Source organism: Shivajiella indica (assembly GCF_042683085.1).
Taxonomy (GTDB): Bacteria; Bacteroidota; Bacteroidia; order Cytophagales; family Cyclobacteriaceae; genus Shivajiella; species Shivajiella indica.
On sequence record NZ_JBHUIV010000016.1, the window covers coordinates 234,801 to 251,628 of the forward strand.

Annotated in this window: 11 protein-coding genes; 3 read left to right on the forward strand and 8 right to left on the reverse strand. The window is 39.4% G+C overall.

All coding sequences use genetic code 11. The features are described from left to right. Positions 1 to 37 precede the first annotated feature (37 nt). Both ACFSKV_RS10520 and ACFSKV_RS10525 read left to right on the forward strand, forming a co-directional pair. Positions 38 to 526, forward strand: a complete 489-nt coding sequence (locus ACFSKV_RS10520) for a DoxX family membrane protein (RefSeq protein WP_380802305.1) — start codon at positions 38 to 40, stop codon at positions 524 to 526. Positions 527 to 538: 12 nt separating this feature from the next. After that, entirely contained in the window at positions 539 to 2,158 is a 1,620-nt protein-coding gene (locus ACFSKV_RS10525; protein WP_380802307.1) for a Gfo/Idh/MocA family protein, read from the forward strand. Between the two features lie 122 nt (positions 2,159 to 2,280). On the opposite strand, the gene ACFSKV_RS10530 is transcribed toward ACFSKV_RS10525, so the two are convergent. From ACFSKV_RS10530 to ACFSKV_RS10565, 8 genes are all read right to left on the reverse strand, one after another. Next, entirely contained in the window at positions 2,281 to 4,710 is a 2,430-nt protein-coding gene (locus tag ACFSKV_RS10530; RefSeq protein ID WP_380802310.1) for a TonB-dependent receptor domain-containing protein, read from the reverse strand. A gap of 500 nt (positions 4,711 to 5,210) precedes the next feature. After that, positions 5,211 to 6,803: a hypothetical protein gene (locus tag ACFSKV_RS10535; protein WP_380802312.1), complete on the reverse strand. Its 1,593-nt coding sequence runs from the start codon at positions 6,801 to 6,803 to the stop codon at positions 5,211 to 5,213. Positions 6,804 to 7,125: 322 nt separating this feature from the next. Continuing rightward, the gene (locus tag ACFSKV_RS10540; protein ID WP_380802315.1) at positions 7,126 to 7,437 is read right to left on the reverse strand and encodes an AtuA-related protein; all 312 of its coding nucleotides are present in this window, start codon (positions 7,435 to 7,437) and stop codon (positions 7,126 to 7,128) included. Beyond that, on the reverse strand, positions 7,437 to 8,756 hold the full coding sequence (locus ACFSKV_RS10545) for an acyclic terpene utilization AtuA family protein (protein WP_380802317.1): 1,320 nt from the start codon (positions 8,754 to 8,756) through the stop codon (positions 7,437 to 7,439). The genes ACFSKV_RS10540 and ACFSKV_RS10545 overlap by 1 nt, the downstream gene beginning before the upstream one ends. Positions 8,757 to 8,766: 10 nt before the next feature. Continuing rightward, on the reverse strand, positions 8,767 to 10,062 hold the full coding sequence (locus ACFSKV_RS10550; protein WP_380802319.1) for a CitMHS family transporter: 1,296 nt from the start codon (positions 10,060 to 10,062) through the stop codon (positions 8,767 to 8,769). 115 nt (positions 10,063 to 10,177) lie between these two features. Beyond that, positions 10,178 to 11,893: an adenosylcobalamin-dependent ribonucleoside-diphosphate reductase gene (locus ACFSKV_RS10555; protein WP_380802322.1), complete on the reverse strand. Its 1,716-nt coding sequence runs from the start codon at positions 11,891 to 11,893 to the stop codon at positions 10,178 to 10,180. After that, positions 11,894 to 13,102 (reverse strand): radical SAM protein, encoded by a 1,209-nt coding sequence (locus tag ACFSKV_RS10560; RefSeq protein ID WP_380802325.1) that lies wholly within the window; start codon positions 13,100 to 13,102, stop codon positions 11,894 to 11,896. It lies immediately after the preceding gene. Between the two features lie 7 nt (positions 13,103 to 13,109). After that, complete coding sequence (locus ACFSKV_RS10565) at positions 13,110 to 14,747, reverse strand: hypothetical protein (RefSeq protein ID WP_380802327.1); 1,638 nt, start codon at positions 14,745 to 14,747, stop codon at positions 13,110 to 13,112. Between the two features lie 554 nt (positions 14,748 to 15,301). Here ACFSKV_RS10565 and ACFSKV_RS10570 point away from each other — a divergent pair. Continuing rightward, positions 15,302 to 16,783: an MFS transporter gene (locus tag ACFSKV_RS10570; protein WP_380802330.1), complete on the forward strand. Its 1,482-nt coding sequence runs from the start codon at positions 15,302 to 15,304 to the stop codon at positions 16,781 to 16,783. Positions 16,784 to 16,828 lie beyond the last annotated feature (45 nt).

Here is a 16,828-nt window from a genome sequence, read left to right on the forward strand (position 1 = left end):
AAGAATGTAATATCGCCTATCAAAAAAGAAAAATCTGATGTCAAAAACTATTCAATTTTCCTCAGCGCAAACATTCAGTCTTGTTTTGTTGCGCATATTGATCGGTTGGCACTTTCTATATGAAGGGGTCATAAAGGTTTATAGTCCGTCCTGGTCTGCCAAAGGATATTTGCTCAGCGCCACCTATATGGAATCATTTTTCCGTTGGTTGGCAAGTGAATCTATGATATCCATAGTAGATACACTGAATATAGGAGCGCTCTTATTGATTGGTTTTGGTTTGATTGTTGGCTTTAAAAGCAGATGGGCAAGCATTCTTGGAATCGCCTTGTTGCTCTTGTATTATTTGGCCCACCCCGCCTTTCCGGGATACCCCCAAGGACCAAGTGAGGGCAGCTATTGGATAGTCAATAAAAACCTGATTGAAGCTGCGGCTTTACTGGTTCTTTATTTGTTTCCTACAGAAACTTCATATGGTTTGGAAAGGCTATTTTCAAAATCCCAACAAGTAACCCCTAATCCTTAAAATTCAAAAATTATGGCGACTGATAATAAATTATTCAAAGGGCTTTCCAGAAGGGATTTACTCAAAACCTTAGGTGGAATACCTCTTTTTGGTGTAATATGGTCAGCTGGAGCAAATTTTAGTGCAAAGGCAAAAAGGGAGCGCAATCTTCTTCTGGAGACCCTAAATATTAAAGCAAGCGCACCTCCTGCTACCGGACCTATGAGCGGGGATCCTTTAAGAATAGGTCTAATTGGTTTTGGCATCAGAGGAGAGCAATTGATGCGTTCTTTGGGATTTGCAACAGACGAATGGTTAGAACAAATGGCAAAATCCAGCGCAGAAAACCCTAATGATAAAAGATTGGAAGATTTCAAAGCCCAGGAGAACCTGAATGTAAAACTGACCGCCATCTGCGATATTTTTGATGTAAGGGCTGAGAAAGCATTGGCCTCTTTCAATAAAAACGGAAACACCTGTAAAAGATATAGAACTCATCTAGACCTGATCAACAGTGGAGAAGTGGATGCGGTGATTATCGCTACTCCTGACCATTGGCATGCTCCTATGGCTATGGATGCTATCAATGCTGGCTTACATGTGTATCTGGAAAAACCCATGACACATACCATACAGGAGACCTATGACCTGAGAGATGTTTGTAGAAAAAATCCATCTATCAAGTTAGCTGTCGGTCATCAGCACAGACAAACCCAAAGTTTTCTAACAGCACAGGATGCCATTGCAAAAAACACCCTTGGGCATGTATCCCTTGTGGTTACCACCACGAATAGAAATGACGACAATGGTGCCTGGCAGTATGACATTCACCCTGATGCATCAACCCAGACAATTGATTGGAATGCATTTTTGGGAACAGCGCCCCAGATTCCTTTCAATGCAGAGCATTTCTTCAGATGGAGAAAATGGTGGGCATATGGTTCAGGACTTTCCGGTGATTTATTGACCCATGACTATGACCGGATAAACTGTGTATTAAAAATGGGAATACCAAAATATGTAACAGCATCGGGAGGTGTTTACACTCATAGGGACGGTAGAAATGTACCTGATGTCATGCAGATCAACATGGATTTCCCGGATTTTAGTACAGGAACCAGCCAGGAAGCAGGAAAAGAAAAAGGCATGACATTGGTGTATAGCGCAACCTTGGGCAATCAGTTTGAAAGGGGAACCTTACTGATGGGCCATGATGCGACCATGGAGCTCGGTAATATGCTGACCATTCATGCAGATCCAAGATCAACCAAATATGCAGATTTGATCAAAGAAAAAAGGATCGACCCAATGGTTCCGATTTATCAATATGATCCAAGTGCCAATGGGGTGGATGCCGTAACTTCAGCCACCGCTAAATATTTCGCCAATAAAGGTCTTTTATGGACTTACAGAGATGGAAAGAGAGTGGATTCCACATTCCTCCATATCAGAGAATGGTTGAGCTGTATAAGAAATGGCGGGGAACCAAGTTGTGGAATAGTTGAGGGATTCGAGGAAGCCATTACTGCCCATATGGGAGGTTTATCCTACAAAATCGGAAGAAGAATAGAATGGGATGAAGAAAATGAACGTATCATCGCCCTACCTGGAGAAGATTTAGATGCCATTCTCCTAAATAATGATATAACTTAAGAGCTATTATTTGTTAAGGATAAAAGCGGGAAGAACCATTTAGGTTTTCCCGCTTTTTTTTATGATATCATCCAATGGCGAATTATCCAAAAACAATTTCCCCAATTACCTGGATTCAATTTTTAGAGTTTCAATCCTAGGGTTATATAAAATGTTCTTCCGTCTGCCGGCATGATACCAGGTCCGGGATAACCTCCAGCTCTTCTGGTAAAGTACATTGTATTGGTTAGGTTATTGACTCCGGCTTTGAGGATGTACTTTTTTGCAAAGGTAGCACTTCCCGAAAGGTCCTGTACCTGATAAGCCGGAATGAGACCTACGGTAGCTGCAGCATTAGGTTCCAATGTATTGGAAGCATCTGAGAAAGCATCTCCGATATCACTCAATTGCCAGGTAACGGAATAGTTTTTGACCTGATAAGTGACCCCATAACGGTTGATTTTTCTTGGTGCATTTTCCACTCTGTTACCTTTCAGGTTTCCCGGTATAATTTCACCGTTGCTGACAATAGTAGTGGCCAAGTCACCATATACCGCATCTATAAAAGCAATAGAAGCAAAGAAGTGAACATAACCATATCTGGAACTCTTAAAGAATGCAGTAACAGGATCAAACTCCACATATCCTTCAAATCCCTGACTGACAGAATTGCCCAGATTGGTTCTGTACTGATAAATTGTCCCATTAGGATCAACTTGGGCAATGGTTCCAATCCTATCTGCATAATTGAGGTAGAAATAGCTCATGTCAAATTTAAGGTAAGTTCCCAAACCACCTCTATATCCGAAATCGAAATTATAACCTCTGGAATCCTGAAGGTTTTGATCAATGACATCAGTAGTAGCAGGAGGTGTCAAATCAGAAATCAGAACAGGCCTATAGGCTTGAGAGAAATTGGTATAAAATTCAGTGTTGGGTGTCAAACGGTATTCCGATCCAAGTCCGAAGAGAAGAAAATTTCTGGTTCTGTTTTGAGGATTTAAAGGAATTTCCTGACCGTTGATGATATTAAACCTTCCTTCCATATTGGATTGAATACTTTCCAATCGGACACCTGCAGTGGCCAAAAATTTATCAGAAAACCGGAAAATGTTTTCTGCAAATGCAGCATAGTTGATGTTTGAAAAGTCCAGATCTCTTCTGTAAACTCCACCATCGACAAGATCAAAATTCATGTTGCTCCCGGCATCACCTTCCCCTTGCTGTTTACGGTCAATAAAACCATTAAAATATCTTACCCCGGTTGCCAAAGTCTGCTCTTTACCCAAAATTCGGTAATCAGAAATCATTCTGAGTTCACTACCATAGGTGGTATAAAAGTCCCTATCCAGCTGACGGTTACCCATATCATCTTCCAGGTTGATTGGCCTCATAAATCCAACAGAATTCCTCTCCGCAAAAGTACCGAAAGTCTTCCAGCTCAATTTGGTATTCTCTGATACAATATACTCTGCGGTAAGGGCAGGTACAAACCATGGCGTACTGAACCAGTTTCTACTTCTCGTACTTTGCCTTGCATCCTGTTTAAACTGTTCATCAGTAAGCCCACCCGGTTGTTGGCTTTCGGTAGTCATATAGGTCATCTCCAATCCCAGTTTAAGCTTATTGCTTGCTGCATAATTGACTTCCACATGGGCATGGTCAGTGTTGAAATAACCGTTCTCTCTCCAGCCATTTCCGATCCTTTTTTGGTAATATGCGGTATAATTCCATTTCCCTTCAGTACCTCCCAGATAATTAAATGTACTGAACAATCCGTTATTACCAACTGTATTGAGTGTTTCAAAGCTAAATCTTTTGGACTTGTCGGGCTTCCTCATGACAAAATTCATGAGCCCTCCGAATTGTGGGCCATATTGTAGGGAAGAAGCACCTCTTACGATCTCTATCTGTTCGACCACTTCCATAGGAGGGGTAAAATATGCTTCCGGATAACCCATTGGATCCGGTGTAATATCATAACCGTTCATTCTCACATTGAACTCCCAGGAGCGGTTAGGGCTTAATCCTCTGGAGGCAACTCCCAGCTGAATCCCGGAACCATCATTTTCCCAAATTGAAATACCAGGCGTCCTTCCAAAAATCTGCCTGCTGTTGTTCATGGCAAGGTTGGCATTGATCTCACCAACACGGATAACCTCATTTTTTCGTGCTGCATTGATACGGAAATTATCCACTTCTGGAAGTTTTTCCTGTCCCATAATGCCCCTACTTACTGAAAATTCAAAAGCATCCAGTAAAAGAAGGTTTTCCTCCAATACAATATTAAGTTCCTTGGATTCCTTATCATTGATACTGAATGGAATGGAAGCATCCTTAAAACCTATCATATTTACTTTAAGGACATAATTACCTTTTGAAAAATCTTTGAGAATATAATTACCGGTCAAATCAGTCTGTACCCCTCTGACCGTGCCTTCCAAATAAACGGAGGCACCCACAACAGGTGATTGGTTTTCATCCAAAATTGTACCCTTCAATATGTTTTTTTGGGCAATTGCACTCGGAAGGGATAAAATGAAAATTACGATCAACAGGTAAAATATTCTCATCACGGGAAAGTATTTATTTAGATTGATTTAAAATTACCGGGACAAACTTAGCTCCTAAAAAGATATAAGTCAATTTTTATTTAGATTTTTTCTAAATAAAATTAAGCATTATAAAAAATGGTTTCAATACTTCATTTCTGAGGGAGTTTTGAGACAGAAAAAATACTACAGTTATGGTTAGCTTTTCCTATACCTGCAGTCCTATTTGAAAAATTTAATTTCATTTTAACTCTTAAGTTAATACAACAGATAAACCAAAACCTAGAAAATGATTTTTCCATTATTTTCACAAATCACTCATAACCAATTATTTAAACATAGTTAAATTTTTTAACATCGAATAATAATTCAAAAATTGGTAAGTCTTGAATGAAAAAGGGATACCAAAAAAGTATCCCTTTTTTTCTCAAACAAATCCCAACCCATCAAAAACAAACTTTATTATTTTAAAACGATATTTATACCCATCAAGCAATAGCAAAAATCAACTCTTTCCAATATTATTTAGATGCATTGGTTTGAAATTTGTATACTTCTTTAAACCGATCCCTACTGAAATTTGCCAAGCCCCCCGGTTTATCATATTTGGTTAAGAACTCCCTATTAATTGGTCCTTCTATTTCCCTAATGCTATGATAATATCCACTGGTATGCAAGACAGCTGAATACGATTTACCTTCAGAAAATTCTTCAAAATTATATGTTAAATAAACCTTATTTCCCGTCTCAGTTTGCTCAAGGAACTTATCATCCATCTTATAAATTGAAGCTAATTGGTCCTTGCCTTCCTCATCTATGGCACTTGATGGCTTCAAAATATGGATGTTATCAGAAGAAATCCTACTGACGCTGGCCAAGGAAATCCGGTCAATTTCCCAATACAAGAAACCTGTTTTGAAAGATACTTCAACAGTAGGTCCACTTAAATCCAATCCTTCCAGAGAAATGGCTATTTCTCTGTTCATCACTGGTCCCACAAACCGGGTTTGTCTAATCTCTTTCCATCCCTCTGGCGTTTTGACAGAAACAATAAGTGGTACCAAATTCATTTCCTGCCACTGATACAATTCTTCAGCAGACTTGGTATTCATCGTTTCCATAAATGCTTTTGATTCCTCTCCGTACATACTCATATAAGATTCAAATATGTGTTCGAGCCATGGTGAATCCCTCAGACTTAAATACAAAGCCAAATCTTTTCCTTTTCCAGGATGATCAAATTTAACAATCAATTCATTGAGAGGATCATCATGCTTTAAATCATTGAATGAGCAGTAAATATTATCAGATTCAGCAATCCTATCCAACATCTCTTTGGAACCATTCAATTTGGCTACCTTAGCTTTATCCAAGTCATGGACAAGAAATAAAGATCCATTTGGATCAGCTAAAATCTTTTCTCCAGGATCATGTTCTACCAAAATCAAATCCGCCATATCTGTAAATTGGGCCTCCAGCCTTTCATTACTGATCATGAGTTGAACCTCAGAACTGGGTTTCAAAGAAGGCAAAGGCAAATAATCCTGTCTGGCCACGGAATGGAACAGTGCTCCTCCAAATGTTTCCCCTTGAAACACAAACTCCGTCCCATCATATACACTTACAAAAGGACAGGACATTCCAGGTGGTTCATTTGGGTTTGTTGGAGTTGTAGGTGTTGGTGAAAGATTCAAATTCATTGAACTAACCGTAGCTACATACACAATCGTAGCGACTCCCAGTGTAACACCTGCAGCCAATAAAAGTGTATTGGTTGTGCTTTTTGATTGATCCTTTTCAATCAATTCCATTTTTGAAATATCTGAAATGGGAATGGACACAGATGATCCAATTGTTGAAGTTGGGTCAAGTGGTGTATAAATGTCGATTTCCTGTAATACAGATTTTGTTTTTGAATCATAGGAATACCTGCCTTTATCATCCTTTATATAGACCTGATGGTCTTTTGGTACGGCTTCCAAGACGCCTACCAAAACCTCTTTCTCCAATATGACATTAGCATTTTTTAGCAAAAAATCACCCTGATTGCTACGAATGATAAATGTCTTCTGGCTCATTGATGCTATTTCCTTAGATTTGGCACTTGATGACATGGAGGAAGATTTTGTTATTGGCTTGTAATAGTTACAAGAAGCCACAAAAATTAAACCCAGTGCCAAGATCAAAATGGAAAGCCGATTAATTTGCTGGTCTTTCATTTTCGTAATTATTAAGTTAGGAGAACTATATTTTTCAGTAATTTCTGTTTAGAAATTATCCTCATCTTCTTATGGAATACAAGAATATTTACTGAATAAAAAATGGAGTTTCGGAACTATTTATCAATTACATAGGTGATTTTGATCAGCTTTTTTAGTTTGAATTTTGGATGAATAGTAATCAAAAAATGAAGATGGGAAGGTTTTTTACATTTGTTTATTCTGAATCGATTTCCATTTCCAATAAAGCAAAACTTAAGGACTTTCCATGAGCGTCCAATGCCAAAGAAGTGGTAACCCCACTTGTCAGGGCCTCATGGCAAGTAAACAACAAGGCCTTCAATAAGGGAATTTCATGCCTGATTACCTCTCCTTTTACATGGAAAGCCAAATGTTTTTTAACCCTTTCGGCGGTGACTTCCTTCAACAAAACCGGATAATCTTTTTCCTCAAAAGGAATAAGGGAAAGAATCAATGTATTACCTTTATCCCCTGCCCTACTATGTGCTATTTTTGCCAATTTTTTCATTATCCAAGTATTTGAATTTCCGGTTTTAAATTATCCCTGTCCATCAAAATGGATATGACACCAACTACTTCCTGAACATTTTTCCTGGCTCCCCCACCTCCTGCAGGCCCATTGGTATACAGGGCTTCTACTTCTTCCCCTACCCATGGGGCTTTTTCTTTGTCACCCGTCCTCCCTGCCACCCTTAATCTGACTTCATAGGGATTACTCTTTGCAGAAAATTGCGGGCCATGAAGAGCAGTCAGCCCTATATAATCAATCCTAAATTCATCATATAAATGTCTAATCCTCTTCTGAATGATCTCTCCAGCCAACATAGCCCTTTCCTTGGCGTGGGCCCCAGCGTAGGAAATTTCTCCTTCTCCAATATAACCAGCCTGATACCCCACACTCACTTTGAAAGCATCAGGTCGGGCCAGACCACCTCCTCCACTAACTTTTACCTTATCGGTGCCCACTTGTTCAAATCTCACGGTACTAAAATTAGCGACCACATCCGGTGTAAAATATTTTTGGGGATCGATGACCTCATATAATAATTGCTCTTTGGCCGTCCTTATAGTAACCTGCCCCCCTGTTCCCTCTACTTTACTGATAATTCCGGATCCATCCTGAAAAACATCCACATAGGGATGGCCAAGGTTTTCCATCCCATTCACAGGTTTAGTAACAGGATCTGCAAAATAGCCTCCTGTAATCTGACCCGCGCATTCCAACAAATGTCCTATTACTGTACCCTTTCCTAGCAAATCAAAATCCTGTGGATCCCAGCCCAATTCATATACCATGGGAGCAAGAAACAAAGAAGGATCAGCTACCCTACCTGTAATAATCACTTGCGCATCACTTTGAAGAGCAGGCATCAAAGCATGAATGCCTAAATAAGCATTGGCTGATATCAGATTACCATAACTTTTAATAGGTTTCCCTCCTTCCAAACTGATCTCCTCTCCATGTAGTTGGTCAAAAACATCATCTCCCAACACAACAGCAACCTTGATTTGGATATTTTTCTTTTTGGCAATGTCCTGGATTTTAACAGCAGCGGCCATTGGATTTGCGGCTCCCATATTGGTGATCAGACGGGTTTTATTCTTTACTAACAAAGGCAAAAGTCCCTCCATCCTTCTTTCCAATAGGGGGTCATAACCTAGGCTAGGGTCATGCTGTTTCCTTTTCTGTGCCAAGGCAATCGTCCTTTCCGCCAAACACTCCAATACCAGGTAATCCAAATTACCCTTTTCAGTCAAAATCAAAGCAGGCTCAATTCTATCTCCGGAAAAACCTGCCCCACAACCAATTCTAATCTTTTCTTTCATAGTAAACCGATTAAATGGAAATAATACCCATCAATATGGCCAAAACCAAAATAATGAGTGTGACCAAAAAAGCCCATGGGATGGTTTTTAACTGATGTTCCCCCAAATCCACTCCAGCCAGTCCGATCAATAAAAAGGTAGATCCTGTCAATGGACTTACAGCAAACCCTGTAGTCATCTGCCCCATAATGGCCGCCTGTCCCACTTCTATACCGGAAACCTGAAAAGTTTCAGCGGTAGATGCCAGCAATGGCAATATCCCAAAATAGAAAGAATCCGGATCAAAAAGTAAACTGGCCGGCATCGAAACCAAACCCGTTAACAAAGGTAATTGTCGGCCAACCTGTACCGGTAAGATCTGTTCCACTGTCAAAGCCATGGCATCAATCATCCCGGTGCCCTTTAGAATTCCGGTAAAACAACCCGCTGCAAATAAGATTGATGCCATCAGCATGGCTTCTTTGGCATGGGCATCAATTCTTTTTTTCTGTTCTTCTACCTTTGGATAATTGATAGTGATGGCAATCACAAATCCTAGCATGAAAATCACATAGGGCGGTGCCCAACCAGCAATCAAAGCCACTATAGCCAAGATAATCAGTAAGACATTCACATAAAATAGTTTTGGCCTGGCCAATTCATCAAACTCATCAGCTCTTGGGCTTTCTATGGTATAGGATTCAATATCCTGGGAATTCAAAAGTCTTTTTTCTTTTTTCCCAAAATAAGCTGATATAAATAATACTGCTACTAAACCACCTAAAACAGGGATGATAATGGGATTGAACAAATCGGTAACAGGAACATTAAGGGCTGTAGCTGCCCTGATGGTAGGTCCTCCCCAAGGCAAAATGTTCATCGTTCCTGCCGACAATGCCACTATGCTTGCCAATGTAATCCTCCTCATTCCCAATTGGTCATAAATGGGTACCATGGCAGGAATCACCACCAAAAAGGTAACCGCACCTGAGCCATCCAAATGGATCAACATGGCCAGTATGGCTGTCGCAATTGCAATTTTCACCGGGTCATTTCCTGCAAATCTCAGTAAACGTGAAATAATGGGTTTGAAAGTTCCGGCATCCATCAATACCCCAAAAAACAATATGGCAAAAACAAACATCACCCCTGTTGGAGCAATGCTTTTAAGCCCCTCTCCCATCATCTCTGCCAGTTCTCCCCTAAACCCTGCAAGCAATCCGGTTAGAACAGGAACCAGGATCAGTGCAACAACGGGTGAGGCCTTTTTGCTAATCACCAATAAAAGCAAGAGTACGATGGTCAGTAATCCTAAAAAGGCCAACATGAATATAAACTTAGTTCCATTTTGAAAAGAAATGTGGGAGTTATAAGCAATGGGAATTAATAATAATCTTATGAAGAAAGGAAGATTTTCTTAGGATTCAAAAAAGGAAATCGCACTATTTACAAATCGCCTTAATTCCCTTATACAGGACCTGCTCCCTTCTGGTATCATTTCTAAAAACTGTTATTCCCTTGGCTTTCCATTTCCAGGCCAGTTGATAAATTTCAGCAATATCCTCAGGTCTTGCTGAGTTGGGTAAATTGACTGTTTTGGATACGGCATTGTCGGTAAACTGCTGAAAGGCTATCTGGTGCTTGAGATGCCATATCGGATCTATCTCTAGAGCTGTTTTAAAAATTGACCGGAACTTCTCGGGTAAGTTTTCAACTTTGCTACATGAACCATTGGTCATTGTCTGATCGAGAATTTCTTGGGAAAATAAACCCTCTTCCTTTAATTTTTTGATGAAAAGTTCATTGATACTGGTCAAATTTTGACCATCCAATACTTTTCTCCTCTGATATGCAAGTGCAAATAAAGGCTCTATGGAAGAAGAGGTATCAGCTAGGATAGAAATGGTCCCAGTTGGAGCAATGCTGATCCTGGTTGCATTCCGCATAACCTGATTCGGGGAATAAATACTACTTTCCCAATTCTCAAAATTACCCCTTTCTTCTCCAAGTCTGGAAGATGCCAAGGAACTTTCTTCCTGAACGAATCCCATGACCTTTTTGGCCAATTCCACCGCTTCTTCTGAATCATAAGGAATGCTCAATTGTATTAGCATTTCAGCCCAACCCATCACTCCAAGTCCAATTTTCCTATTTGCTATGGTTGCCTTCTTTATTTTAATATCCGGATATTTATTTACTTCGATTACATTATCCAGAAATCTTACGGCAGTATGGACGGTTTCCCTTAGAAAATCCCAATCTAATGATGTTCCTTTAACAAACTTGGAAAGATTGATCGAGCCTAAGTTACAGGCCTCAAAATCCAGAAGAGGTACCTCACCACAAGGGTTGGTTGCTTCTATCGCCCCCATTGAGATCATAGGGTTTGACTCATTGATGGTGTCAAGGAAAACAATTCCCGGATTACCGCTTTCCCAGGCTCCTTGAACGATAGCATCCCAAATCAATCTTGCTTTTAATTTCCTGATGGCACTTCCTGAATTTGGATGAATCAGTTCCCAATCAGCATCCTTTTCCACTGCCTCCATAAATGCATGTGTAATACCAACGGAAAGGTTGAAATTCTGAAGTGGTTTCCCATTTACCCGTAGCCTTACAAATTCCAAAATATCAGGATGGTTTACATTTAAAATCCCCATATTGGCTCCCCTACGTTTTCCTCCCTGTTTGACCTGCTCGGTAGCAAAATCAAACAGTTTGATAAAGGAAACAGGACCAGAGGCGGATCCACCATGATGACTTAACCTATCGCCAGCCGGTCTTAGATGAGAAAAATTAAATCCTGTTCCTCCTCCCTTCTGATGCACCAAGGCCGCAGTTTTTAAGGTCTCAAAAATTCCTGATAAGCTGTCTTTAACTGGAAGGACAAAGCAGGCACTCAGCTGGGAATAAGGAGTACCTGCATTCATCAAAGTGGGGGAATTGGGCAGGAAGATCAAATTACTCATCAAATCGAAGAATTTTTTCTCCCATTTGGTCTGACTCTCAATTCCTGCCCATTTCGATTCAGCCTTTGCCACAGATCTGGCCACTCTGTGAAACATTTCCTTCGGACTTTCTTTCAATCCTCCATTCTTGTCTTTTAAAAGATACCTTTCCTGAAGTATCCGAAGGGCATTTTCACTGAGATTTCCCATTTAATACAACTCACATTTTGAAACTTCTTCCCTACCTATGGAAGGCATTTCCAACCAATCAGTAATTTTAAAATCAGCGGAATGGCAGAAGGGGCATGAATGCACCATTCCTACTGCATCCACATAGAAACTGGATTTGCCTCCGGAAAAACAACCTACTCTCCTTTGGTAATATCCATAATACATAACAGGTGGAAAATCACGTAATTCAGGATTATGGCTAAGTTCTTCAAAAACTTCTTCCATGATTTGGATCTGGTCCTTGTTCAATTCCACATCTCTATTTCTATAATGTCCCTCTGCTTTTGGCTCCAACCATTGCACGAAATCTACCCCCAGATTTTTAGCCATTACCATGTATTTTATCAAAAACTCTTTATTTGCATTTTCTTTGGTGACACAAACCGAAGTAGCAACAAGCAATTTGGCTTTCCCTGCTGAAATAACTGCCCTAATCCCATGGGAAAAAGCATCTTGATGACCTCTGAACCTATTATGAGCCAAAGGATTGAAATGATCGATACTCACGATTATCCCTGTTGCACCAGCCTCTTTTAGCCTTTTTGCCTTCTCTTCAATCAGATTAAATCCAGAAGTAATCATCCACCATTGGGTGCTTTTATCGCCTTCACCAATCAATTTAACAATTTCTTCAAATCGGATCATAGGTTCCCCTCCACTTAGAGAGATGTGCCCGAGTCCCTGGTTTTGAAAAACTCTGGTTATTTCCTGAAGTTGATTGAAAGCGAAAGTTTCATGCAGGTTCAGATTATCCCATTCAAAGCAATGTTCACATCGCATAGGGCACTTAGTTGTAACCGCAAAATTTACTTGCTGAAAGGCGTTTATTGGGCTTTTGTGGGGCACATACCGATGCAATTCAGTCAGAATATACTTATTGAAACTCTTGGAGGGAAAAGGTGGAAGATGAATACCAAACCAATACTTTCCGTTTTTCATGGAAAACTTTCTTTTCCCATTTTTACCAAATGCTTTTTTCTTGAAATCCTGAAAAATTGCAAGTACCTCAAAAGTCTTTTTAAAGCTTCTATAATGGAACAAAGTCAGGAAGAAAACATGGATTTTAAGCCAAAGCTGAATGAATCTTTCCTTCCTTTTAGATAGCAGCATTCTTTTAGGCGCTCCTTCGAAAAGAACATCTATGTTGACCTGCTCAGTTTCATATGGAATATTTTCTTTCAGTAACATGACTACCTTATTTTGCTCCCAGATAAGTATCTCCAGTCAACTCAAGATATTTAAATCTGCTGTATTTAGGAAGGGTTCCTGGTTTTTTGAATTTTGTCAGAAATTTCCTATCAGGCTTACCTTTGAAATCACGGATAGGTTCATAATATCCACTGGTATGAAGGAACGCAGTATAGTGCTTATTTGGGTTAAATGCATCAAAATAATAGGAGATATATGCCCTATTTCCCATTTCAAGTTGTTCAAGATAAACACCATCTTTTTCAAGTAATGGCTTAATCACATCATTTCCGTTTTCATCCAAAACTAGATTTGGTTTAAGCAATTTGATTGAATTCGGAGACACTTCCTCCACCAAAACCAAAGCTACCTGATCTATTTCCCAAAACATAAAGCCCGTAGTTAAAGCTATTTCAACAGTCGGCCCTTCTATTTCAAAACCCTCTAATGAAATGGCTACCTCCCGGTTGATCAAAGGGCCTATTGTTTTGAGTTTTTGTACTTCTTTCCAACCCCCCTTGGTTTTCACTGAAATGGCCAAGGGCATGTACTGTGATTCCTGCCATGCTAAAAGTTCCTCTGCTGGTCTTTCTCTTTGCTTTTCCTGCCAGGTCACATGCTTACTTCCAAATTTGCTGGTAAATTCACCAAATAGGTGATCCAACCAATAGGTATTTCGTAAATTCAGGTATAAAGTTGGCTTATACTCACTTCTTGGATAATCAAACCCTACAAGAATTTGATTGATAGCAGATTCATCTTCCAGTTCATTAAAATTAGTAAGAAAATTGTCTGATTCCGTAAGCCTTGGCAAAACATCTTTATCTTGGTTTAGACTTGCGATAGAAGGACCTATTTTCTGCTTTACAATTTTTAAGTTTCCATTTGGATCAACAACCACCTGTTCACCGGGCAAATGACTAACCATTATCAAGTCCGCAAAATCGTTGTATTGCCGTTCTTTTAATTCATTGTGTATCATAACTTTCATTTCCCTGCCTACGTCCAAAGCAGGTAATGGAATAAAATCTTCCCTGGCAAGTGAAGGGTAAACTGCACCGCCAAAGGATTCGCCTTGCAGAACAAATTCCTGCCCATCATAAGCGCTGATGAAAGGACAGGATGTCAAAACTGTAATTGTTCCAGCAACTACCAAAGCACCGGCAGTAACACCTAAAACTGTAAAAACAGTATTTTCTGAACTTCTTTTTTTATCCCTTTCAATGACTTCCAATTTATTGATGCTGTTTAGGGGAATATTGACCTGGTCACCAATATTTACAGGTAGATTATTTAAATCAACACCCGTATATATATGCGCTTCCCGAAGAACCTCAGGCTCGGAGTTTTTATAATTATATTTCTTGCCCTTAGCCTGTAAATATCTCTGATTGTCTTCAGGTACTTCAGCTAAAAAACCTAAAATTGATTCGCTTTCTTCATTCACAATGAAATTCTTTATCAGAAAAACCCCTTGATTAGAGTGAAGAATAATGGTCCGGTTAGATAGGGAATCTATCATGGATACTTTATCAGAAGTTGTCCCTGTCAAAGGCTTTGTCACCGGTTTATAAAAATTACAGGAATTAATAAATATTACCAGCAATAGCAGGGAAGTAAATGTTTTGATCAGGTTCTCTTTCATGATTTTGAAAATTTTATTAAACTGTTCATTTGCTTTGAAATAAAGGCTACTCGATAACTTCCAAATACCGGCTCATACTATAATTGGAAAATCCTCCGGGCTTTTTGAGTTGGGAAAAAACCTTCATTTTCCGGTAATTTTTTTTAAGAAATTTTTAAGATTCCTACGCTAGATATGTAGTTAATTTAACGAATTAAACCCAGAGTTTAATGACTATAAATCAGTGATTTAAATGATATTGATCAGTATATTTTGGAAAAAGACCAAAACTGATTTAAAAAGCATCCCTCCTTATTTCGAAAAGGGATTATGGTTTTTTAAAAAAAAATAACTGATTTTTTTGCTTTGAACCGCAATCGTTTTAAATATATCAAAAAGCGGGTTTTTATCGAATAAAAATCTGAATTGGGTCAAAAAAACCAAATATTTCCATTACAAATTTTTTGTTTACTAAAAATAAAGAAAGAATATTTTTCTATTTTAGTTTGCCTAATGCAGTCTTTTTTAATTCAAAAAGAATTTAGGCACTTATTAACCCATTATAATCCCAAAGGATGAATAAACCCCGTCTTTCCTTTAGCCAGATCATCAACATGAACGTTGGTTTCTTTGGTATTCAGTATAGTTTCGGCTTGCAACAAAGTGCTGTCAACCCTATATACGATATGCTCGGTGCACAGCCTCATGAAATTCCTATTCTAAACCTTGCCGGGCCTATGACAGGACTTTTGATCCAACCTATCATAGGGGCATTGAGTGACAGGACCTGGCATCCCAAATTTGGGAGAAGAAGACCTTATTTTTTCATCGGTGCGCTTTTCTGTAGTATCTCTTTGTTTTTATATCCCTTTAGCAGCAGTTTATGGATGGCTGCAGGATTGCTTTGGATATTGGATGCTGCTAATAATACGGCAATGGAACCTTACCGGGCCCTGATTGCAGATAAACTTCCTTCTGAACAATATGCCAAGGGTTTTCTTACTCAAAGCTTTTTTACTGGCTTAGGGATTACTTTAGCCAATCTCTCGCTCTTCGTTTTCCAACTCTACATTCCAGGAACTGCAGGTTCATTACCTGTTTGGGTTTATGCTTCTTTCTTTTTGGGAACCATATGTTCGATCACTTCAGTGGGCTGGAGTATCTATAAAACCCCGGAAATTCCTCCCACCGATGAAGAGTTGCTCAAAATTAGGTCAGAAAATGAAGGGAAGCCACCTTTGGTCATTCAGTTTTTCCTCTCCCTTATATCCGCCTTGGTCATATACATTTACTTTGTATTGCTGTTGATTCCAGCGATTTTCAGAAAGGGACTGATCAGAAGGAATATTAGAGCCATTGAAGAAAACCAGAAGCTGAGTATGATTTTCGGGCAGAATGTGGAGATAATCAATGCAGTATTTGATATGCCCCTGGTGATGTGGAAATTGGCTTTGGTTTATCTTTTCCAGTGGTACGCTTTATTTGTCTATTGGCAAAATGCCGCGAAGAGTATCGCCCAATCTGTATGGAAAACTTCCCCAACCGCAGATATGAAGCTATTTGAAGAAGCAGTAGGCTGGACAGGTCTGGTTAATGGCTGGTACAATGTAGTAACCTTCTTAACCGCCTTTGGTCTGGTGGGTGTTGCCAAGAAATACGGCCCAAGAAAAGTCCATTTTGTATGTCTTTTACTTGCCGGAACAGGCTTGCTGATTTTCCCATTTATTGAAAACAAATACCTTCTTTTTGCCCCAATGACTGGTTTTGGGATAGCCTGGGCCAGCATGATGGGAATACCCTATTTGCTGGTGGTAAATGAGATACCAAAAGAAAGATATGGGGTCTATATGGGGATTATCAATATGATGATTGTAGTACCCATGATTTTACAAACGATCAGCTTTGGATTCATTTCCAAATATTTTCTAAACAATGACCCTGGTATAGCCATTCTATTTGCTGGTGTTTTACTACTTATCGCCGCAGCTGCTGTACTTAGAATCAAGGAAACACACGATGTAAGTACCCAAAACATTCCAACGGGAGGAGGGCATTAACCACCATTGCAAATAAAATTTCTCCCAATCCTATTGAAAACCTAA